The sequence below is a fragment of the Xanthomonas euroxanthea genome (genome assembly GCF_903989455.1).
GTDB classification, from domain to species: Bacteria; Pseudomonadota; Gammaproteobacteria; order Xanthomonadales; family Xanthomonadaceae; genus Xanthomonas; species Xanthomonas euroxanthea.
Window position 1 is genome coordinate 689,837 of record NZ_LR861803.1, and the last position, 20,470, is coordinate 710,306.

General features: G+C 62.0%; 22 protein-coding genes. 13 read left to right on the forward strand and 9 right to left on the reverse strand.

Going from position 1 to position 20,470, the window contains the following annotated elements; translation table 11 throughout:
- Positions 1–100: 100 nt before the first annotated feature.
- Both H7A86_RS02885 and H7A86_RS02890 read left to right on the forward strand, forming a co-directional pair.
- On the forward strand, positions 101–580 hold the full coding sequence (locus tag H7A86_RS02885) for a hypothetical protein (RefSeq protein ID WP_232099207.1): 480 nt from the start codon (positions 101–103) through the stop codon (positions 578–580).
- 9 nt (positions 581–589) lie between these two features.
- Entirely contained in the window at positions 590–1,528 is a 939-nt protein-coding gene (locus tag H7A86_RS02890) for an XVIPCD domain-containing protein (RefSeq protein ID WP_119130499.1), read from the forward strand.
- A gap of 226 nt (positions 1,529–1,754) precedes the next feature.
- Here H7A86_RS02890 and H7A86_RS02895 read toward each other — a convergent pair whose 3' ends face one another.
- The 3 genes from H7A86_RS02895 to H7A86_RS02905 all read right to left on the reverse strand — a co-directional run bounded on the left by H7A86_RS02895 (position 1,755) and on the right by H7A86_RS02905 (position 3,427).
- Complete coding sequence (locus H7A86_RS02895; protein ID WP_232099209.1) at positions 1,755–2,141, reverse strand: hypothetical protein; 387 nt, start codon at positions 2,139–2,141, stop codon at positions 1,755–1,757.
- A gap of 1 nt (position 2,142) precedes the next feature.
- A complete protein-coding gene (locus H7A86_RS02900) occupies positions 2,143–2,598 on the reverse strand; it encodes a hypothetical protein (RefSeq protein WP_119130501.1) in 456 nt (151 codons plus the stop codon).
- Positions 2,599–2,680: 82 nt separating this feature from the next.
- Positions 2,681–3,427 (reverse strand): hypothetical protein, encoded by a 747-nt coding sequence (locus H7A86_RS02905; RefSeq protein WP_232099210.1) that lies wholly within the window; start codon positions 3,425–3,427, stop codon positions 2,681–2,683.
- Between the two features lie 458 nt (positions 3,428–3,885).
- Between H7A86_RS02905 and H7A86_RS20880 the strand changes: the two genes are divergently transcribed.
- From H7A86_RS20880 to H7A86_RS02935, 6 genes are all read left to right on the forward strand, one after another.
- Positions 3,886–4,152, forward strand: coding sequence for a hypothetical protein (locus tag H7A86_RS20880; protein WP_232099212.1), 267 nt, complete (start codon positions 3,886–3,888; stop codon positions 4,150–4,152).
- The gene (locus tag H7A86_RS02915) at positions 4,149–4,562 is read left to right on the forward strand and encodes a SymE family type I addiction module toxin (protein WP_119130505.1); all 414 of its coding nucleotides are present in this window, start codon (positions 4,149–4,151) and stop codon (positions 4,560–4,562) included. Before H7A86_RS20880 ends, H7A86_RS02915 begins: the two co-directional genes overlap by 4 nt.
- An 89-nt stretch (positions 4,563–4,651) precedes the next feature.
- The gene (locus tag H7A86_RS20885) at positions 4,652–5,281 is read left to right on the forward strand and encodes a hypothetical protein (protein ID WP_119130651.1); all 630 of its coding nucleotides are present in this window, start codon (positions 4,652–4,654) and stop codon (positions 5,279–5,281) included.
- A gap of 14 nt (positions 5,282–5,295) precedes the next feature.
- Positions 5,296–6,762 carry an XVIPCD domain-containing protein gene (locus H7A86_RS02925; RefSeq protein ID WP_180708020.1) on the forward strand — a complete coding sequence of 489 codons (1,467 nt, stop codon included), beginning with the start codon at positions 5,296–5,298 and terminating at the stop codon, positions 6,760–6,762.
- Between the two features lie 195 nt (positions 6,763–6,957).
- Positions 6,958–7,599 (forward strand): hypothetical protein, encoded by a 642-nt coding sequence (locus H7A86_RS02930; RefSeq protein WP_232099214.1) that lies wholly within the window; start codon positions 6,958–6,960, stop codon positions 7,597–7,599.
- Positions 7,600–7,707: 108 nt separating this feature from the next.
- Complete coding sequence (locus H7A86_RS02935) at positions 7,708–8,610, forward strand: XVIPCD domain-containing protein (protein ID WP_180708120.1); 903 nt, start codon at positions 7,708–7,710, stop codon at positions 8,608–8,610.
- Between the two features lie 198 nt (positions 8,611–8,808).
- On the opposite strand, the gene H7A86_RS02940 is transcribed toward H7A86_RS02935, so the two are convergent.
- Complete coding sequence (locus H7A86_RS02940) at positions 8,809–9,630, reverse strand: hypothetical protein (RefSeq protein WP_232099216.1); 822 nt, start codon at positions 9,628–9,630, stop codon at positions 8,809–8,811.
- Positions 9,631–10,234: 604 nt separating this feature from the next.
- Here H7A86_RS02940 and H7A86_RS02945 point away from each other — a divergent pair.
- The 4 genes from H7A86_RS02945 (at position 10,235) to H7A86_RS02960 (ending at position 16,495) form a co-directional block, all read left to right on the forward strand.
- Positions 10,235–10,807, forward strand: a complete 573-nt coding sequence (locus tag H7A86_RS02945; protein WP_232099218.1) for an RNA polymerase sigma factor — start codon at positions 10,235–10,237, stop codon at positions 10,805–10,807.
- Positions 10,808–10,901: 94 nt separating this feature from the next.
- Positions 10,902–11,225, forward strand: a complete 324-nt coding sequence (locus H7A86_RS02950; RefSeq protein WP_119130514.1) for a DUF4880 domain-containing protein — start codon at positions 10,902–10,904, stop codon at positions 11,223–11,225.
- Positions 11,226–11,897: 672 nt separating this feature from the next.
- The gene (locus tag H7A86_RS02955; protein WP_119130516.1) at positions 11,898–14,345 is read left to right on the forward strand and encodes a TonB-dependent receptor plug domain-containing protein; all 2,448 of its coding nucleotides are present in this window, start codon (positions 11,898–11,900) and stop codon (positions 14,343–14,345) included.
- Positions 14,346–14,413: 68 nt separating this feature from the next.
- Positions 14,414–16,495, forward strand: coding sequence for an Atxe2 family lasso peptide isopeptidase (locus H7A86_RS02960; protein WP_232099232.1), 2,082 nt, complete (start codon positions 14,414–14,416; stop codon positions 16,493–16,495).
- 70 nt (positions 16,496–16,565) lie between these two features.
- On the opposite strand, the gene H7A86_RS02965 is transcribed toward H7A86_RS02960, so the two are convergent.
- From H7A86_RS02965 to H7A86_RS02980, 4 genes are all read right to left on the reverse strand, one after another.
- Positions 16,566–18,299 (reverse strand): lasso peptide isopeptide bond-forming cyclase, encoded by a 1,734-nt coding sequence (locus tag H7A86_RS02965; protein WP_119130520.1) that lies wholly within the window; start codon positions 18,297–18,299, stop codon positions 16,566–16,568.
- A complete protein-coding gene (locus tag H7A86_RS02970; protein ID WP_119130653.1) occupies positions 18,299–18,973 on the reverse strand; it encodes a lasso peptide biosynthesis B2 protein in 675 nt (224 codons plus the stop codon). Before H7A86_RS02970 ends, H7A86_RS02965 begins: the two co-directional genes overlap by 1 nt.
- Before the next feature lie 111 nt (positions 18,974–19,084).
- Complete coding sequence (locus tag H7A86_RS02975) at positions 19,085–19,231, reverse strand: benenodin family lasso peptide (protein ID WP_104573314.1); 147 nt, start codon at positions 19,229–19,231, stop codon at positions 19,085–19,087.
- 48 nt (positions 19,232–19,279) lie between these two features.
- Positions 19,280–19,420, reverse strand: coding sequence for a lasso peptide xanthomonin 1 (locus H7A86_RS02980; RefSeq protein ID WP_016903879.1), 141 nt, complete (start codon positions 19,418–19,420; stop codon positions 19,280–19,282).
- Between the two features lie 110 nt (positions 19,421–19,530).
- Between H7A86_RS02980 and H7A86_RS02985 the strand changes: the two genes are divergently transcribed.
- Entirely contained in the window at positions 19,531–19,752 is a 222-nt protein-coding gene (locus tag H7A86_RS02985) for a hypothetical protein (protein ID WP_147421297.1), read from the forward strand.
- A 63-nt stretch (positions 19,753–19,815) separates the two neighbouring features.
- Here H7A86_RS02985 and H7A86_RS02990 read toward each other — a convergent pair whose 3' ends face one another.
- Complete coding sequence (locus H7A86_RS02990) at positions 19,816–20,442, reverse strand: GntR family transcriptional regulator (RefSeq protein WP_180708021.1); 627 nt, start codon at positions 20,440–20,442, stop codon at positions 19,816–19,818.
- Between the last annotated feature and the right edge of the window lie 28 nt (positions 20,443–20,470).

A 20,470-nucleotide genomic window follows, 5' to 3' on the forward strand; every position in this document is an offset into this window, starting at 1 on the left:
GACAAGTTGCCAGGCACAGACAACCCAGACGCAGGACGTGCCAACGCGCGTTGCGGCTGATGGGCAGGTTCCCATCGTACGACCGCTGCAGTTGGCGACGATGACCAGTCCGATGGTGGTCGAATTCAACGTGCAGCCTCCTGGCAAGAGCGCGACTGGCACACTCTTTCTGGGTATCCGCGTCGGTGACGAGGATGCTCTGAAGTCACTTGAAGCTGCTCAAACGCTCCGCAGATCCGGCCTGCACGCTGAGCTTGTTCTGAAACGGCTTGAACCAAGCGGTGCAATCAACATGCCGTTGGTGCGTGTTGAATCGCAGGCAGGCGTCCCCGCTCGGACCGTCGCCGTGAGTGCAGACGGGCGTGTTCCAGGCGTCTGGCTGGACGAGGTGGATGGCGCGTCCCTTCAATCTGCGGGTCTGGAATCTCCAAAGCGTCGCTATACGCAGCTTGCCTTCGCATGGGCGCAAGGAATTCAGCCTGGCAAGTATCAGCTGAGCATTAGGCTGCTTGGCCAGCCGCCGCAGTTGGCATCGATCAAATCCGAGTTGCTGGTCGCTTACCGGCACAAATCAAAGTAGGAACACCTCATGGACGATAAATACGCTGTCACTCTCTACGTTGCCGCGCCGGGGACACCGCTTCTTGACGGTGGAACATCAGCGGCAGGGCACATGTACTACACAGTCACGCACGGGAAGGAACAAACCAGCTTCGGGTTTGCGCCCATCGAGCACGGCGTGATGGCAGGGCCTGGAAAGGTCTACAACGATGACGCCGATCAATACCAAAAGCCTTTCTATCAACGCACGATGGAGATCAGCAAGGATCAGTACGAAAAATTGATGGAGTTTGGTGCAAAGCCCGGCGAACACGGCTTCAATACGCAGTATCACGGCGCAATGAACAGTTGCATCGATTACACATGGGGCGCTGTCAATTACGCCGGTCTGCATCGTACCAACCTGAAGTTCATACAGGATAAGGACTTCGAGGGTGGCCTGAAACCGCTCAGCAACGTTGAGTACATCCGTAGTATCAAAGCCCCTGTTCCCGACAGCGAATTGAACACTGAGCAATACAACCCGATGCCGGAGCGGACACTCCTGCAGCGCGTGATCAGTGATGCGCAGTTGCCAGACAAGGATCGTGAGATGCTCAACACGATTCGGGAACAGGTTGCAGGCATCGATCAGCAACATGGCAGGGCCTACGATGCCACTAGCGAGAGGATTTCCGTTAGTTTGCTGGCAACCGCCAAAGAGGGCGGACTGAGCCGCGTAGACCACGTAGTACTCGGAAACACTCCCGGTGATGGAGCAGGCCAGCGCCTATTTGTAGTGCAAGGCGAGTTGGATAACCCTGCTCACCTCAGAGCATCGATAAACGCCGAAGAAGCAGCAAAAACACCTGTCGAGCAGTCCTTCGCAAAGGTCGAGCAAATCTCTAGCACTCAACAAGAACGTGCGTTGGCAGCACAGCAGGAACCTGCGCTTGAGCAAAGTCGGGCGCCGATGCAGATGGGTTGATCGCCGTTGGTTTGGCTGGGGAACGGAGCCGGTTGGTGAGGGAATGGCTGGGGTCAGGGTTACTTATCAGTTGGCGGCACTTGGCTTGCGTGACCGATAAGTGAGCTTGACCCCGGCGAAGCAGCAGGTCCTTACTTCGAGCGTCGCATGAAAGACAGCGTGGCTGGGCCTCTGCTGCTGCCATGAATAATGGCAGATTACGGTTTTTATCGTTCTTATGATTGAATTAGAAGGTCAACGTTTCTTCGGTGTCTGCATAGACCAGCACGACCTTTTCGCCTGCATACGGTAAGGCGACCTCAGGTGACGATGGCTCAGTCTTGGAAAATTCAACTTTCGCCATGGTGCCACATTTGTCACTGATGCTGCATCTGCGAATGGCGATACGCAATACGCCGTGGTCGTTTGCGAAATCCACACCGGGAGAATAAAAGAGGCTTTCTGCAGGCATGTGGTAGCTAATTCGGATTGCATTGCCCTCTGCTTTTTCGATCTTGACGGGCTGAACATCTTTCTTCTTGTAATCAGAGCGTATCTTTCCTCCTGTACATGCAGTCAAAGTTGATATCGCAAATAATCCCGCAGCAAGAGTAAGCCTGATTTTCAAATTCACATCAATACCTATCTGTAAATTTGCCAAAATAACTTGGCGCCCACTCCCCAATGTCCTGCGGAGCTCGGTGCACTATAAGCTTGCTTAGGTGGATTCCGTCTGCAGAATGAAATCCGACCATCCATGTAACCGGTACAGGTGGCGCGGCCACCGAGGGCTGCGCTTCTTTCATGATGGAGGGAAGCTTGCAAGCTACTGACGCCTTGTAACCTGCCCCCGAAGAGCTAAGTGCCTTGCATTGGAAGCCGAGGTTCTCAAGATTCTTTTGCGCGGCTGTAAGAGGCGAGCCGATCGGATTATCCGCTTCAAGCTGCTGCCTTGCTTCAGTGGAAGACTGTTGAGTATTAAACACGAGCGGTGAGTCTTGCTGCATGGCAGAGCACCCCGATATGAAAAAGAGGCTAGCAGCTACCAGTGGTGCTAGAGAACTACGCTTGGCTTGAGGATCGTTTTGCATGATTTGACAGCTCCACCGCAATCACACGGATGGTCATCCATGTGGATGTCGGTTGCAAGTATGCTCCTATAAGGTAGTGGAGCTATGACGTAACAGAGTCCGGTTTAACTTGATCTCGTTTCATCGCAGTCTGTGCGTCGGTTGCTGCCACATCTTTCGCTTTGCTCTTCAATGCCATCTCGAGCAAATATTCATAGGTCTGAAGCTTACCCCTAGCAGATGTGGCCACCCAGCAGATCATCCAGAAGAACAGCAGGAAAATACCCACCATTGCTGTCAATGGGGACATTGCTAACGGATTGCCACCTGCGCGCAGAACCAGAAAGAGCGACACCGCGACCGGTAGAAGTCCTAGCTTGTCGATGCTTCCAGCCAATAGCGCAATGCGGCCCGCACGGCGCATATGACTGTAGCGGGCGTGATCTAGCATGACTTGCAGGGTTGCCGCCGGATACCCTTTCAGCCAAGTCACCTCCTGCATGAATTGCTCCAGTTGATGATCAGTGCGCATTGCTTGATCTACTGTCCACCGACGTAGATCAATCACAATTCCATAGATGCTAAGCACAAACAGGACGATCAGCGCTACCAATGCAACCCAGAAGCCAGCCGTTGCTGCCTTCTTTAGCAACTGGGGAGGAACATTGGTAAAGCTTAAGAACGATGCAATAAGGGTCAGGGCGATTCCCAATGCCATAACGATGGCTGCGCCGCGCAGGAGGCGGCTTGGGCTGGCAGTGTCGGCCGGGAACTCTGGTAGCGCGCGCAGGCGTTCTTCTAATACCCTGAAGGTCAAGGGAACGACCGGTGCTACGCCGCTACTTTCCATGACGCCTGCCATCGTTGAGTGATACGGCAAGATTAAAGGTGTCTGGTCTACACGGCCAGGTGGAAATGATGGGACGGCACGAAATTTATTTCGTAGTGCGCCCGGTTCGTAGCGGGCCTGTGATCTTAACTTTCTAAGCACAGGGGCTGTGTTTCCGCGCCTTTTGGATCTGCCTTTCAAGAACAGATGGCCACAGTTGACATCGCGATCCGTGCGTTGCAATCTCCAACTTAAGGAGCGTCGAAACTCCTCACACAGCGGTACCCACCTCCGTCAAACCGGTGGGTTTTTTGTGCCTGCATCCTGCAGGTACAAGCCGACGCAATGCCTGCGTCGGGAGGGCGGCTAATACAACACCCGCAAGGGGAATACGCCCGCCGGCTGTGTGCGGTTTCGAACCTCCCGACATCCCGTCGCCGTTGGCGGCGGTTCTTGGGTTGTTCCAGGAGGGCGTTGCCATGTCTACCGCACCATCCATGCCGGCATTTGTGCCGGTTGATCTGTTGCCAACCTTCGCTCACCGCCTGCGGTGGGATGTGCGTGAGGTGCTGCGCCGGCTCGCCGCACGCGCAGCTCTTAAGCAGGTGAGCGAGCATCTCGCGCATCCGCTGAGTTGGCAGCCCGCTGTGTTGCCGCACACTTTGCGCCGCCGGTTCGTACGCAAGGCCGTGGCGTTGCAGCAGCGCGTTGCCGCATCCACCAACCACCACCCGGAGGCGCCATGACACGCCGCCGCCCACCCACGGCATCTGCCAGCGCACTGCCCACCCGCACGCGTACGCGCCCCGCGCCACCCAAGCGGGTGCAGTGGGTTGTTGTGGAACCCGACCGCACCAAGCTGCCACCGATGCTGCCGCCCGACCCGGACGCCTCCCCGCAGGGCCCCGGCACGCTACGCGCACCCCGCCGCGCCCGCCGCCCGCGCCAATGCACCGTCAGCTACACCCATTACCCCGGTGCCCACGACCACGCCGGCGACCAGCACGTGCCCCACGTCCGCCTCAGCGGCCTATGGCTGGAACAACTGGGCTTCGCCATCGGTACCAAGCTGCGCATCACCGCCAGCGAAGGGCAGCTGCTGATGGAGGTGTTGCCGCCGGTGGAGGTGCCGGCCAAGGCACGCAGCGTGCGGTGATGATGGTGCGGCTGCCAGACCCCTTGCGATTGACCTCGGTGCCCGATGCCACTAGCGTCGCAGCCACACCAGCGCACAACGGACGTTTCATGATCGCGCGCCCTCTCTACGCCTTGCTCACCGCCTTCGCCCTGGGCGCATGCGCCCACACGGCGGCCACCCCAGCCCCGGCAATCGTCACGGAGACATCTGCCATGAGTTCCTCAGCCGATCACGTACCTGCAGATCCTTCCAAAGGTGGACCACGTACCGCGCAGGAAGCGTTGGAGCGGGTACTGGAGCTGATTCGCACAAGCACAAGTATTGAATCGTTCACTGCCGACCATGTGTCTCGAGCAATGGGCCAGTCGGTACAGCATCGCGGTGATGGTTCCGGGCGGTTCGGTGCCAGCGGAGTGCTGACCCGAAACTGGAACTACGGGTTTGGTGTCAACAAAACCGAAATAAAGGGTGCATGGTTCGAGTTCCTGTTCCTGCCTAATCCGCCAGAAGTGTCTCCGTCTATGTCGGATATCTGCCAGATCGACTTCGAGGCATTTGCGGCGCACCTCGAAAAAATGGGTTTCTCGCGGCAGCGCAATCTTGTCGAGGACGGGCGATGGATGAGCGATATTTTTCAACGCCCAGGGATGCGCGTAGAGCTCTTCCCGCGTGGCGAGGCTGACGAACCTTTAGCGCGCACTACTCATCAGTGTGTCGAGTGGGTTCAAATTCGCTAGTCCAAGGAGCGGACATGTTGAGCCAAGAAGCAAGTGCCGTGGTGGCGTCATTTGGTCAGCAACCAGGTGTCACACGTGAGCATCTGGACAACGTCAACCGGGTCCTGAACGATTCGCCCGAGTTGACCCGCCAAATCAACGAGGCGGTGCAGAAAAAGGTGCTGAAAGGCTTCGCGCCGTTAAACGATCCGCATGCGGGAGGCACCTATGATCCACGCGATCAGGAAATTCATCTGCCACTTGCAGCGCTGGTGAATGATGCCAACGGAAAGCATGCAGCAGCAGGCGATTTGACTTTCGTCTTGGGACACGAAATTCAGCATAGCCTTTACAATCCCACTGCTGCGCTGGCGCGGGAGCAGTTCAAAACAGAGGCAATAAAAATTGCCAGTAGCACGCACGATTACACTGCTGCTGGCGAGAAGGTGCTGGCCAGTAACCGTGCGGACGAAGCAACGGCCGAAATAGCCGGATGGAACGCTATCGTGAGCGCGGTCAAGAGTCGTAACCCTAATCCTACGCTTGAAGATGTGTACCTGTTTGCGGATGGTCGGGCCAGAGATTTCGTCACGCGCAGCGGTTATCCAAGTGTCTATACGCCCAAGGCAAACCTGACGTTCAATAGCGACCTGAAGTTGTCGCCCACTGCGGGTAACGTCGAGGCAATGGGAGTGAATTACTTCGACAAATCGGTCAAGGACACTCGTATCGGTCATGCGGGCCAGTCCGACTACGTCAACCATTACGGTCCGTGGGTGGTCGGCGCAGCCGCCATCTACGAGCGACACTACAACAAGTCAAAGCCCGGCGAGCCGGAGCAGCCAATGATCCTGGACATGCAGCGCCTGGGATTTAAAGAAGAAATTTTGGAGCACAACGGCATTGACCTGGGCAGCGATACCCGCCCCATGCCATACCTGGACAGTAGTACGCAGCCGCCAACCCCTGGGCTCTTCCAGCACAGCAAAGACACTCACCTGCACGTCTCGCCGATTTCTGCCTGGGCGCTGGAGCAGGAGCTGCGAGAGCGCGATCCGCAATCGCCACCTTTCCCGGCGCAGACTCCTTCACAGCCAAGCCACCCAGACTACGCGCTGTATCAGCAGATCAAAAGTGGTGTGATGCAGCTCGACGCCCAGCACGGCAAAGAGTGGGACGGGGCGAGCCAGCGCATGACTGCCAGCCTGCTTGCGTTGGCCAAAGAGGAAGGGCTGTCGCGGGTGGATCATGTAGTGCTCAACAACCCAACCCCTCAGCTGGCCGGCGGCGAGAAGGTCTTCGTCGTCCAGGGCGCCCTCAACGACCCGGCACACCAGCGCGCACACATGCCGACGGTGGATGTCGTGCAGGCACCAGAGAGCCAGTCGTTCGATCGCCTGCAGGCAATCAACCAGACCCAGGCCCAGGCACGCGAACAGCAGCAGGCGCTGGAGCAGTCGCAGCAAGCCGTTACCCAGGCCGGCCCGTCAATGACGCGCTGAGGGTCAACAGAATAAGGTAAGTCTCGGCCGCCCACACGCCTGCCCGCCGCCGTAAGTGCAGTTGGCCATGCGGGGTGAGTAAGCGATACGACGTTGCATAGTGACCGCAGAAGATGCAGCTAAGATGGCCCATGGTCCTGGACGCGGATTTGTCTTGAACCTCAGATCCAGCATCACACTCACAGGAGAGATACGGTGCTTATTACAAGCGGTCGAATGCGCTTTGCCGTTGCAGCATCGATCATCGGTCTGATCATAGGCTGCAGCATGCAATCGCCCCCCGCAAATACCTCCATCGCAAAGGAGCAGTCAGCTATGCAAACCACGGTGCCATTGACGCGAAGCTTGCTTCCGCACGACGGCGAAGAAATGGTGCTTGAGTTCGACGTACCTGCCCAGCCGGATGACGCGAGTCCACCAATTTTCATCGGCGTTCTATTGACGGGACGTGAGACCGGCACGGTAGCGGATGCCGCCGACCGTCTGGTGCGTGCCGATATCATTGCAGTCGTGCATCTGGAACGTATCGAGCAGGCCGGGGCGGTTCCGGTGGAGCTGCAGCGCAGTCAGCGTGTCGGAAGAGAACAAGAGTTGCCTGTTGCCATCGCCGCAGACGGCATTGCAAAGGGGTTGTTTGCGCTAAATGCAGATGTCGCGACAATGGCACGCGCCGGGCTACCCCCGACCGGCACGGTCTCCGAGGAGCTCGCGTTTGCCTACAGTACTTCCCTCCAGGCTGGTCGCTATCGTCTTCGATTGCGTATTGATCAGAACCGGCAGGCATTGCTAGATGAGAACGCTCAGCTGTTGGTTGCTTACACTCACAAAGCAAAATAAGGTTGGCGAGACATGGATGATCACGACAAGCGCTACACCGTCACCGTCTACGTCGCTGCGGCGGGCACCCCACTCTTGATCACCGGCGGCAACTCCATGGCCGGCCACATGTACTACACAGTAAGCGACGGCAAGGAAGTTAATAGCTATGGGTTTGCTCCCGCTGAACACGGCGAGTCTAGCGGGCCAGGAAAGGTATTCAAGGATGACGTCAGGAACTATAAAGATCCTTATTACTCGCGCACGATGGAAATCGATCAGTCGCAGTACGAGAAGCTAAAAGACTTCGGCAAGTCGCCTGCGAAACATGGGTTCAATATGGAGTACGGTGGCGCTTCCAACAGCTGCATCGACTTCACGTGGGGTGCGCTGAACCATGCGGGACTGCATCGTACGACCAGACAGGGGGTCGACAAGGACTTTGAAGGCGCGCTCAAGCCGGTAGGGAATGTCGACGAGATCAAGAGCATCCATGCCCCCTTGCCCAACAGTGAGTTGAACCGGGAGCGCAGTAATCCTAAGCCCGATCAGCTTTGGTGGCAGAAAGTGATCGGAGAGGCGCATCTACCCGGTAATCAGGTGTCCCCGGGCGAGGTCAATGCAGTAGCCGCGCATCCACAGGCGCATGATCCACTTCATCGCCAGGCCGAGGATGCCGTGCGTCGCCTTGAGCAAGGCATCGGCAGGGAGTACGACGACAACAGCGCACGGCTGGCAGCAAGCAGCGCGTATCTAGCCAAGGAAAACGGGCTGGCGCGGATCGATCATGTCGTACTGAGCGAGAACACCAAGTCCGTGCGACAGGGCGAGAACGTCTTCGTGGTGGAAGGCGCGTTGAACGACCCCGCTCACAAGATGGCGTATATGAAGACCAATGACGCCATTGCACAGCCGGTTGAGCAGTCTCTCGCGCAGTTGCAGGCCTTGAACGAGACGCAGCGCCAGCAGCACTCCCAGCAGCAGGAGCAGCAGCGCGAGCAATCGATCGCCCCACAGCACCGTATGGTGTGACGCCTCATACATTTGGCTGCCTCGTGCAGGGTCGCACGCATTCTCCTGCGGCATGCTGCGAGAGGTAGGCGAGATGCTGTGCTGGTTGCCCGATGCCTGGAAAACATCGCTTTACCGCTGAAGGGAGCCAAGCCGTATGCCATCGCTATCTGTCGTGCGCTACCCGATGTCTTTCGTGTTTGAGCCTGTCGGTCACGGCTAGTCCTTCTTTTGCCTGGCAAGCCCTTTTTTGCACAACCCAATATTGGTTCTAGCTGCGCGGACGATTGCCAGATAGCGATCGGCAAGGACAGGCGGCCAGTTGTCCGTCACCGCATCGTCTGGTGACGCTGCATCTTCAGTGTAGTCGTGCAGCGTTTCCAGGCATTGCGTGTACTGGGAAGTCTTGTACTGGGTGATTGCCAGGTCGTTGCGCATATCTCCCTTCTCGTCCCATTCCAGTGTCTGCCCGCACTGCGTCAGGATGGGAGACAGTGTAGAGAGCGCTGCTTGATAGTCCTTGCGATCGTAGTGCTGCTGAAACACCGCGCGCGTGCGGGCAATGGCGTCGCGGTCGCAGCCTGTCGGGGCACGAAGGTAGCGCGCCTCAAAACCGCCGTTATAGCCGCACAGGGTTTTGCATTCCATTGGGGTGGGCGTTGCGACGTCGATGCCTTCGGCGACTGGTGAGAACCGAACCTTGCAGCCTGTAGCACCAGTTTCATCCTCTGCGTTGCCTTGCGTGCCGCGGACGGTGCCCTGCAATGAACACATGGATTGGCCGGTGGTGCTTTCTACGGAGAATCGGAGCGCGCCATTGTCTTTGGTCAGCAGCAACCGGCCCCATCCCGCATCTGTAATGTATTCGCCTGGCTCAAGCGGCTTGGCCTCCACATGCTGCGCAACGGCAGATGTATGGGGAGCTGCCGTCAATGCGGTTGGCTCAGGCTTACCGATGGTTGACTGTGCAGCAATTGGCGCGGCGATAAGGGTGCCGGCAAGCCCTGCGAACATCCAGGCGGTACGCATGAGGTAGTCCATTACGTCGGGTTTCCTTTGCTTTTATGCGTGTGGCGTAAGTTGGTTGCATCGATCTACGCGGCGTCCGAATCCGGATGGCAGCGTGCCCTGATTCCGTCATCAGCACTGCAGACGATAGTCTGCCCGTTTCGCTTTGCATCTGCCGTATGTATGTGCCTGCTGACTGCAATATGGGGGCTCATTTGTTCTCGGCTATGCATTGGTCTAGTGCACGCTTCGTAGCAAGCGGCGTATCCGTTATCTGCAACTGCTAAAGCGTGCCGCCTCGCTGTTTGCATAAAGTGCGCGGGAAAAGCGTGGCAACCAGGCGATGCCGCGCTCCGCTGCGTGCAGCGATCTAGTGTCGAGCGCGTGGTGGTCATGCTCCAGGCTGACTAACGCGCAAAACGTAGGGGGTTAGCATCGCTTGCCGTCATAGAGGAAGAGGTGGGGCTGCGGTTCGGGGTGCGGTGCCCACCACCCACTCTCCACCTTTTGGCTGCACTGCTCATGTTCAGATCCACTTGCACGGCCCTTGCGCGCGCATGGCGCTGGTGTGTTGTGTCGCAAGATGCGTGGGGGCGTTGGTGGGCAGCGGCACTTGGCCGAAGGCGCGGCGATTACGATGAGCTCGCGTGACGGGCCGCCTGCGGCGCGCGGCCAGCTGTCGCTTGGGGAAAGGGAGCGCCTGCGTGCCGAGTTCGACCAGGCGCTGGCCGCACTGCATCCTGAGCTGTTGGTGTACCTACGCCGCCGTACGCGCGATGCCGAGACGGCGGCAGACCTGGCGCAGGAGACCTTCTCGCGGATGATGGTGTACCGCGATGCGCCCAACATCGGCGACCGCCGGCTGCTGATGTATCGCATCGCGCACAATCTGGTGATCGAGCTGCGGCGCTCGCGTCAGCGGCGGCTGGCGGCGCAGCATGTGTCGCTGGATCAGGTGGCGCCGATCAGGGCCGACGAGGCCGGCGTGGACGAGATTGCCGAGGCGCGCCAGACGCTCGATGTGCTGCTCAGGCGCACCTTGCTCGAGCTGCCGCCAAAGTGCCGGCTTGCGTTCAAGCTGAGTCGGTTCGACGGGCTCACCTATCCGCAGATCGCCGCGAAGATGGGCATCTCCATCAAGATGGTGGAGAAGCACATCAGCCGTGCGCTGCTGGCGTGCCGCGCGGCCGTGGGGGAGTTGCCGCAGTAACCGGCCTGCGAGGCGGCTGGCTGGCGCCGCCGGAAGTTGCTGGTAGCATCGTGCGCGAGGGCGCAGGGAGACCGCCCGCCAGGAGTCACCAGCCATGCGTGCAGAGTCCGAGCGCATCCATGCGCAGGCGGCCGCCTATCTCGTGCGACGGGGCAGCGAGAACGCGGCCGAGCGCGCCGCACGTGAGGCATGGCTGGCTGCCGACCCGCGCCACCATGCGGCCTACCAGCAGTTGCTCGAGGTGGACGCACACGCGTCGGCGGTGCTGGATGATCCCGAGTTGCAGGCCGCCACTGCACGCGATCTGGAGCTGCTGACGCCACTCTCCGGTCGACGTCGTCGCTGGCCCTGGCTGGTGCTGACAGCGATGCTGATTGCCGCGATCGGCTATGCGGTGCATCACCTGCTGAGGCAGTAGCGCGCACTCGGCACTCTGCACTGCCCGTCGCATGGACCGTTGAATGTGCGCTCTACTGCAGCGCTGCCTGCACCTTGCACACATTGTTGGTAGGGCATTGCGCTTGCGCAACATCACTTGTTGTCGGGGACGCAATGGCGATGGTGCCGCGCCCAGGACGCGAAGGATGCACATGCACGCACGACGGGCAGTAACGGGGAGCGGTGTCGGTTTTGATCATGCACGCAGCAGGCTGGCAGTGGCGGGGATGGCACTGCTGTCGCTGCACGGCCATGGGGCGCAGCAACACGCTGCCGCGCAACGCGTGCCGGTACCTGCAGTAGAAGCCGACACGCAGCGCGTTGAGGCGCCTGCCAACGTAGCCGTCGCAAGGCGTGCACTGGCGATGGCGATGCGTACATAGCGCGTCGAACGCGCAGCAGGTGGTGGGGGAGGGCAATAGCGCACACAGCGATTGACGTGTCGGGGCCCGGATGGGTGCCGTGGCACTTTGCGTGCGCGACGATTGCTCGCAAGCAAAACAGTTAGCGATTCTGATCACTGTTCGCCGCGTTGCGGTGACCGTGTTTCAGCAGTCAGGTGCAGGACCCATCTTGCTCAGCTGGCGGTGCGCACCGGGCCGACCGGAGTGCGCCGTCGGCGGGCCAACCCAGGCAAGCCAAAGGACGCAGCATGAAGACACGTACGTTACGCAACGCTATTTCCATCGCCCTGTTCGCCATGGCGAGCGGGGCGGCAGGTGCGGTGGGGGCACAGTCGGCGACGGCGGAGGTGGCGACGGGACCTCAGGCAGCGGCGCAGAAAACGCCGGCAGCCGTGGCACCGAACGCAGGCGAGCCGGCCAGACCCGGCCCGCCGGAGCCTGCGATTGCGGCAGCACCGCCAGCGCAAACCGCCGCGACCGAGTTGGAGTCCATCGAAGTCACCGGCACGCGCATCAAGGGCGGTGCAGTTCCGTCGCCGGTGATTTCGATCAGCGCTGCGCGGATCCAGGAAGAGGATTTCAGCGATCTGGGCGAGGTGATCCGCAGCGTGCCGCAGAACTTCTCCGGTGGGCAGAACCCCGGCGTGTTGAGCGGCAATCTGGCCGGGGCCGGCAATGCGAACCAGAACATGACCGGTGGCGCGAGCCTCAACCTGCGCGGCCTGGGCGCCGATGCCACGCTCACCCTGCTCAATGGGCGCCGGCTTGCCTATGGTGGATTCACCCAGGCGGTGGATCTCAGCGCAATCCCGGTGGAGGCAGTGGAGCGGCTGGAGATCGTGGCCGACGGTGCGTCGGCAATCTATGGGTCGGACGCAGTGGGTGGCGTGGGCAACGTGATCCTCAAGCGCGACTACGACGGGGTGAACGTCGGTACGCGCTTCGGGCGGGCGACGCAGGGTGGGCTCACGTCGCGGCAATACAGCGTCACGGCCGGCACCACGTGGCGCAGCGGTGGCGTGATTGCGACCTACCAGGACGTCTCGGCAGACCCCATCTATAGCCGTCAGCGCAGTTACACCACACAGCTGGTGGACCCGTCCACGCTGTATCCGGGCAGCGACCTGCGCAGCGGGCTGCTGAGTGCCTACCAGGCGCTGGGCGACAATGCCGAGCTGCGCCTGGATGCGTTACGCACTGAACGCGACCAGCTGCACTTTTATGCTGTCAGTGGCCGCAACAGCCGGGTCACGCCGACCACCACCAGCCTGCTGCTGTCGCCGAGCCTTGCGGTGTGGTTGCCCAACGACTGGACGCTGACGCTGGGCGCCACCGACGGCAACAGCAAGCACGATCAATACCGCCAGGAAACGGCGCTGGCCAGCGGGGCGGTGAGCGTGACCGACCTGTGCTACTGCAACGACAGCCGCAGCTACGAGCTGGGTGCCGAAGGGCCGCTGTTCGCATTGCCTGCAGGCGATGCGCGCCTTGCCGCAGGGGTGGGGTATCGCAGCAACACGTTCCGCAACGTCAACCACGTCAACGGCGTGGAGACGATCGACGGCAGCGAAAGCGCGCGCTTTGCCTATGCGGAGGTGAGCCTGCCAGTGGTGGACCCGGCGCAGGGCGTGCCCGGTGTGCAGCGACTGACGCTGACCGCGGCGGTGCGCGGGGAGGACTACAGCAGCTTTGGCGGGGTGACAACGCCCAAGTTCGGTGTGCTGTATGCGCCTGGTAGCGACGTGACGCTCAAGGCATCGTGGGGCAAGTCGTTCAAGGCGCCGACGTTGTTCGAGCGCAACTACGCGCAGGAGGCGTGGCTGTTCCAGCCGGGCGCGTTCGGCGGGGTGGGCTTTCCCGCCGGGACGACGGTGCTGGTGGCCGATGGCGGCAACCAGGATCTGCAGCCGGAGCGCGCCATCACCCGCTCGGTCTCGCTGGCCTGGCACCCCGAGGCGCTGGATGGCCTGGAGGCGGAGCTGACCTGGTTCGGGGTGGACTACAGCAACCGCGTGCTGCAGCCGATCGCCAATGCCAGCCAGGCCTTGCGCAATCCGATCTACGCGCCCTTCGTGGACCGTATGCCGACGCCGCAGGCGCAGGCCGATGTGATTGCGCTCGCCAGCCGGTTCTCCAACTTCGCCGGCGTCGCCTACGACCCGAGCCGGGTGGCGGCAATCATCTACACGCAATACGCCAACGTGGCGCAGCAGGATATCGAGGGTCTGGACCTGAGCGGTAGCTACCAGGTGGCGTTGGCGCGCGGCACGCTGACCTTGCGCGGGGCGGCGAGCTGGCTGGACAGCACGCAGCAGACGTTGCCCACGCAACCGGCGTTCGATCTGGCCGGCACGCTGTTCAACCCGCCCAGGCTGAGCAGCCGCGTGGGCGCGGTATGGAAGCAGGGCGGGCTCACTGCCTCGCTGTTCGGCAACTACCGCGGCGGGGTGCGCAACCGCGCCGATGGGGTGGAGTCGGCATCGTTCACCACATTCGATATGGCGTTGCGCTACGCCACCGGCGCACGCCGCGATGCGTGGGCGGGGCTGGAGTTCGGGGTATCGGTGGACAACGCCTTCGATCGCGATCCGCCGTTGTACCGGGTGACCTCGCCGCTGTACGTGGCCCCGTACGACTCCACCAACTATTCGGCAATCGGCCGCTTCGTGAGCGTGTCGGTGTCCAAGCGCTGGTGATGCGTCGGCTGCCTGCCGCCGCCGATGTACAGGCATGGCCCTTGAGCGTTGCTGAGAGGAGTGTGTGCGTGAGGAATCAAGAAACCTGGCGCCTGCTGCTTGCAGGCGTGCTGATGACGGCAGGTGCGTGCGTGTGCCACGCGCAAGCGGTATCGCCCCAGCGCTTGCTGGAGGTGGTGGATATCGGCAGCCCCACGCTGTCGCCGGACGGCCGCAGTGTGGCCTTTCGCACCGAGCAGGCAGCGGTGCAGCGCAATACCTACGACAGCGTCTGGTATGTGCAGGGCCTGCAGGATGCCGCGCCCAGACGCGTTGCCGATGGCGGCGTGCCGTTGCGCGATTCGGCTGGCGGGTCCTTGCCTGCAAAGGTGCTGTGGTCGCCGGATGGCCGTTGGCTGTACTACCGCGCGTTGATCGATGGCGTCATCGCGGTGTGGCGGGCGGCGGCGGACGGTTCCGGGGCGGAGCCGGTGACGCACGATGCGGCGGATGTGCAGGAGTTTTCGCTGGATGCGGACGGGCGCGTTCTGCGTTACCGCATCGGTGCGACGCGCGCGCAGGTGCTGTCGGCAGAGCAGGACGAGTATGCGCAGGGCATCCGGATCGACGAGACGGTGCCGCTCGGGCAGGGCCTGTTCCGTTCCGGCAATGTCGATGGGCGCCTGGCCACGCAGCGCTTCGGCTCGGCGTGGTTCGATCGTACCGGGCTGTCGGCCGGGGTGCCGGCGCGGTGGATGGCACTGGATCTGGCGACTGGGGCCACACAGGTGCTCGCCGATGCACAGCGACCTGACGCAGAGCCCGACGTCAGCGCGCTGCGCGGCCTGGTCGGCGATGTGTGGAAATCTGCGCGCGCGCCACAAGGCGGTGCGGTAGCGGTGTTGTCGCGCGTGGGTGACGGCAGTGGGCAGCTGTCCCGGCCGGACGTGGCGCTGTCAGTATTGCCCGGTGCACATGCGCGCAAGGCCGTGCGCTGTACGGCAGCGGCCTGCGTGGGAAAGGCAATCACTGCAGTGCAGTGGCGCCCGGGGAGTGCGGAGGTGTTGTTCACCATCACCGATCCCGCCTTGGGGCTTGCGCAATCCATCCACCGCTGGGACCCGGCCAGCGGCCAGGTGCAGCTGGTAGTGCAGGGCGGCGGGTTGATCAATGGCGGGCGCGATCCATCGGCACACTGTGGCGCATCGGCCACGGCACTGGTCTGCGTGACGGCCGATGCCGACCGCCCGCCACGCCTGGAACGCATCGCGCTGGACAGCGGCACGCGCGGCGTCCTGTTCGACCCCAATGCGGCGTTGGCGGTGGACATGGCAAACGCGACGCCCGCGCGCCTGTTGCAGTGGACCGATACCCGCGGACGGCACTACAGCGGGCAGTTCTTTGCGGCACGCGGCCACGGCGACGGCCAGGTGCCGTTGTTTGTCACCTACTACAGCTGCCCGGGCTTCGTGCGCGGTGGCGTGGGCGATGAGTGGCCGCTGGCCGCGTTGGCGCAGGTGGGCATCGCAGCGCTGTGCATCAATCAATTGCCCGGGTACACCATGGATGCGGTGGAACGCCACGGCGAAGGACTGGCGGCGGTGGAAAGCGCGGTGGCCTTGCTGTCGTCGCAGGCGGGCATCGATCGCAGGCGGGTGGGCATGGGCGGGCTGAGCTTCGGCGGTGCGGTGACCCTGTGGACGGTGACCGAGTCGAACCTGCTGGCTGCGGCTTCGGTGGCCAACCCGGTGGTGTCGCCGTCGTACTACCTGTTCGGCAGCATGAAGGGCGAGCCCTTCCTCAAGGGGCTGCGCGAGATGTGGGGCCTGGGTGCACCGGAGCAGACACCCGAGCGGTGGAAGGCACTGTCGCCGGCGTTCAAGCTGGAGCGGATTCGCGCGCCCATCCTGTTCCAGCATTCCGAGCAAGAGTATCTGTACGCGCTGGACTACCTGATTCCACTACTGCGTGCGCAACGCGCCGAGTTGTACGTGTTTGCAAACGAGCCGCACCAGAAGTTCCAGCCCCGGCACAAGTTGGCCGTGTATGCGCGCAACGTCGACTGGTTCCGCTTCTGGTTGCAGGATTACCAGGACCCTGCACCGGAAAAGGCCGCCCAGTACGCGCGCTGGCGTGCAATCAAGGCGGCACTGCCGGCGCGTGGCAACTAGCGTGCGTGGTGCGGCTGACGCGTGGTCCGCTGGCATGCGGGCGGCACGCATCTACGCAGCGCAGGCAATGTCAGCGCTGATGACGGACCCAGTTCTCGACCGCACACAGGTCGAAGATGCGCATGACGCTGTGGTCGCCGTCGGCCAATGTATGGTCGAAATGGTGGCGCAGGGCATCGGCATCCAGCAGGCCCTGGCCTGCAAGCCGACCCTGCAGCAGATAATCGCGGATCTGCTGCCTGCCCCCACGATAGACCGCGCCGGAGTAGTTCATGAAGGTGCCTTTGCTGCGGCGGTGCAGGATCTGTGCAGGCAGCGCATCCGCAAACGCATCGCGTGCCACGGCGCGATTGCGGCCACCAGCGATCCACATCCAGCTTGGCACTGTCAGGCAGGCTTCCACCACCGGTTGCGACAGCAGCGGCATGCGCAGGTGCCACGACGCACTGCGCGCCAGTCCATCGCGGAACACCTGGGTGCCGGCCAGATCGACAATACGTTCGCGGTCGCCGGGCAGGCTGTCGGGTGGGGCATCGAACCAGGGATGTGATTGCAATGGAACCGCAGCCTGCGTGCTCGGCAGAAACGATCGTTCCGGCGTGCGCGGCGGGCCGGCCTTGGCGCGGAGTTTCCTGATCGTCAACCTTCCTGCTTTCCAGAGCGTGCACTGGTGCAGCTCGGCAAGCGCATGGACTGCGCTGACACCGGCGCGCAGGCCGCCTGCACGGAAGGCATCTGCGGCGGGTGCGGCGGTTCTGGTGTTGCAGAACACGGTGTCGCCACCGCCGCCGGAAAAGAAGCTGGTGATGGCCAGCTGCGTGCCGATCGCTTCTTTCAGCGCATTGGAGGCATGCTGCAGAAACCAGGTGCTGGGCGCGACCGCATGTGCCGGCGGTGCGAAATCGACCGGTGCAGCGTCGAGTCCCAGGGTGCGCACGATCAGCTCGGTGCCCAACAGATCGCTCATCTGCCGGGCATAGTGCCGCTCGTCGGCGCCAGGCACCGGCGTGACCAGATTGCAGCACGCAACGCGCGCGGCGGTGTCTTTCAGGCATGCGGCGAGGATGGAAGAGTCCAGGCCGCCAGAGAGTTCCAGCAGCACGGACGCATCGGTCTGCGCCCAACAGGTGACGCTGGAGGCCACCGCCTGACGCAGCTGCGCCTGTGCGTCGAGTGGGTCGTGCCGGCGCCGAGAGGCTGCGACGAAATCCCAGGGGTTCCAGACGTGTTCGACACTGCTGCGGTCGGGCTGCAGACACAGCTGGCTGCCCGGCAGCAATTCGCGTACGCCGACAAGCCCGGTGCGCTCGGTCTTGAGGTGCGGGTAGTGCAGATGATGGGCGATGGCGTCCCAGTCGATCTCACGCGTGTACACACCCGCATGCGTGGCGATCGAGATGTCTGAGGTGATGAAGCCATGCTGTAGCCCGTAGACGCATGCCACGCCGCCGGAAGGTTCGCGCATGACGGTGATAGAGCTCGGGTCCGCGTGCGGTGCGTGCAACAGCAGGTACTCGCCCCAGTGCGTCTCGATCAGGTGCCGCGTCCGCTGTGCTGCGGACAACGCATGCAGCGATGCGCCGTCGACCAAGGGGGCGTTGTCGCGCTGCGAAAAGACATGGCCGATCAGCGCGCCACCACCAGGCAGGTCGAGCACGGGCGTGTCGTCTGATGCATACAGGTCGATATGCCCAGCGCGTTGCCGTAGCTGTAACCCGATCTGTCGCAACGACGCATCGACAGCGGCGCGGTTGCCATCGCGGTGTGCCTGCGCATGGTTGAGCAAGGCGATGTAGCGGTACATCACACCACCCGGATGGGGGTATGCGCGTGGACGTTGCCGACCGTGTCGTTCAGGACCAGATCGCCTGTCTGGACCCAGCAATGGGCCGAAAACGGATCGAGTGCGACGCCGAAGACAACCTGGGCGTCGAGCTGGCGCCGACGCAGGAATCTTGCCAGTGCGACTGAATCGAGCAGGCAGCGCATCTCGACCGGCACCCACACGCGTGCGCGCCGGAAGACGGATGCCGCATCGGTGAGCCGTTGCTCGAGTTCGGCGAGCGGGCGTTGCTGCATCCCCCGACCCTGTGCTGCAGCGGAGAGGCTGCCAAGGACCCTGCCAAGCGGGTTGCGCTTCAATGCCAGGCGTGTGGACAGCACAAGTGCCAGTACCTCGAGTTTTTCAAGCAGCTGTGGTCGTCGCGCCGGCGCGGGCATTTCCATCGCGCTACGCGCAACAGGCATGACGGAAGGCTGCGGGCCTACGGTCGCTTGCGACCGTTCCACCAGCAGTCCCCGTTCAACAAGGTCGTTGATCTCCAGGTCCGACACCGGGTCTTGCGCCAGATAGGTGAGCAGGGAGTGCTCCAGTGCTTCGGGCAGGCGGAAGTAGCGGTCGTTACAGACATCCAGGAACACCAGGCGCTCGCCAATGCGGCAGAACGCTAGGTCGTCGCGCAATGTGTAGCGTTGCATGGCGCTGTCCTTGAGAGGGAGAAGGGGCGCACCGTTGCAGTGCGCCCCGTGGCCTGGGAAGTTGCTCACCGGCATGTACAGCCGAGTGGCGACTGCGCGCGTTGGCAGTGCCTAGTCCTGGCTGATGCCCAGCGTGGTGATGCCGCCCATTTCTTCGCCTGCCAATGGCCCGCCCTGTGTGTCCAGGCTTGCGATGCCAAGCACGATGAGATCCTGGCCAGACGTCGTGGTATGCGCGTCGTTGTTGCTGGTATCCATGGTCTCTACTCCTGGTGGGAGGGGCGTGCGCTCAGGCACGCCTCGGGTTCACTCTTCGGAAATGCCCGGCACATTGAAGCCGCCGATTTCTTCGCCAGCGAGCGGGCCGCCCTTGGTGTCGGTGCTGGCAACGCCAAGCACCGTGATCTCGCTGGATGCATCGCTGTGGGTGGTGTCATTGATGTTCATCGCTGTCTCCTGGTTGTGCCATGGGGATCCATGACACAGACACGTTAGGAAACGGGTGTATTGATTTTCAAATGATTAAGTCGTAACACCGTCATAATTAAATGCACTGTGTGACCGCCATCGAAGATGACCGTGCAACCTTGGCCGGTGGCGTCGCATCGCGCCATTCATTCCACATCAGGCGCACGCTGCCGGCGGTGCGCCAGCACAGAATGTGGATCTTGCGAGGCGTAGCGCTGGCGACAGTCAGTGCCGCGCTGTCAAACCTGACGGCCGCGCTCATGCATGATCGCCACGATGCGCGGCACGGCCTGGATGCGACGCGCATGTAGGCATGCAGCGCAGCACTTAGCGCCGCAGGGTCAAGCTGCACTGGCAGCAGCGTGGCCGCGCTGTCAAACCTGACGGCTGCGCTCATGCATGACCGCCACGATGCGCGGCACGGCCTGGATGCGGCGTACGTGATAGGCATGCAACGCTGTTTGCAGCGCCGCAAGTTCACGCTGCTGCCAGTGCAGCGTGAGCTCTGCCAGTTCTTCCTCGAGCCCGTCGAGCAGGCCGTGTTTGGCACGTCGCACCGGGGCCAACCTGTCATTGGTCTGCCTGACCGCGTGGTGCAGCGACCAGTGCGCGGTGGCACGGGCGATGGCGTCGAAGAGCTTCCAGGTCTGCTTGACCACGTCTGCCGCTGCACTGGTGGATTCCAGCTCGGCAGGGGCATGCGGCACCAATGCAACGCCCATATCGCAGGCCATCCGCAACAGGCGCTCCATCCAGTCGTACAGATCCCGCAACTCGACCTCGGTGAGCAGCGGCACCTGAAAGCCATAGCGTGCGTGATCGATGAGCAGGCCTTCGCCGACCAGGCGATACAGCGCAAAGCGAACTGGCGTGGAGCTGATCTTCAACTCGGTGGCCAGCTTTGCCGGGTCGATGCGCTGACCGGGCGGATACCGGCCGGATTGCAGTGCGCGCCTGACCTGCGCATAGGCAACTGCACGTTTGGAGTGGATTTCACTCATGACGAACTCCTTGTCTGACCGCGACGCC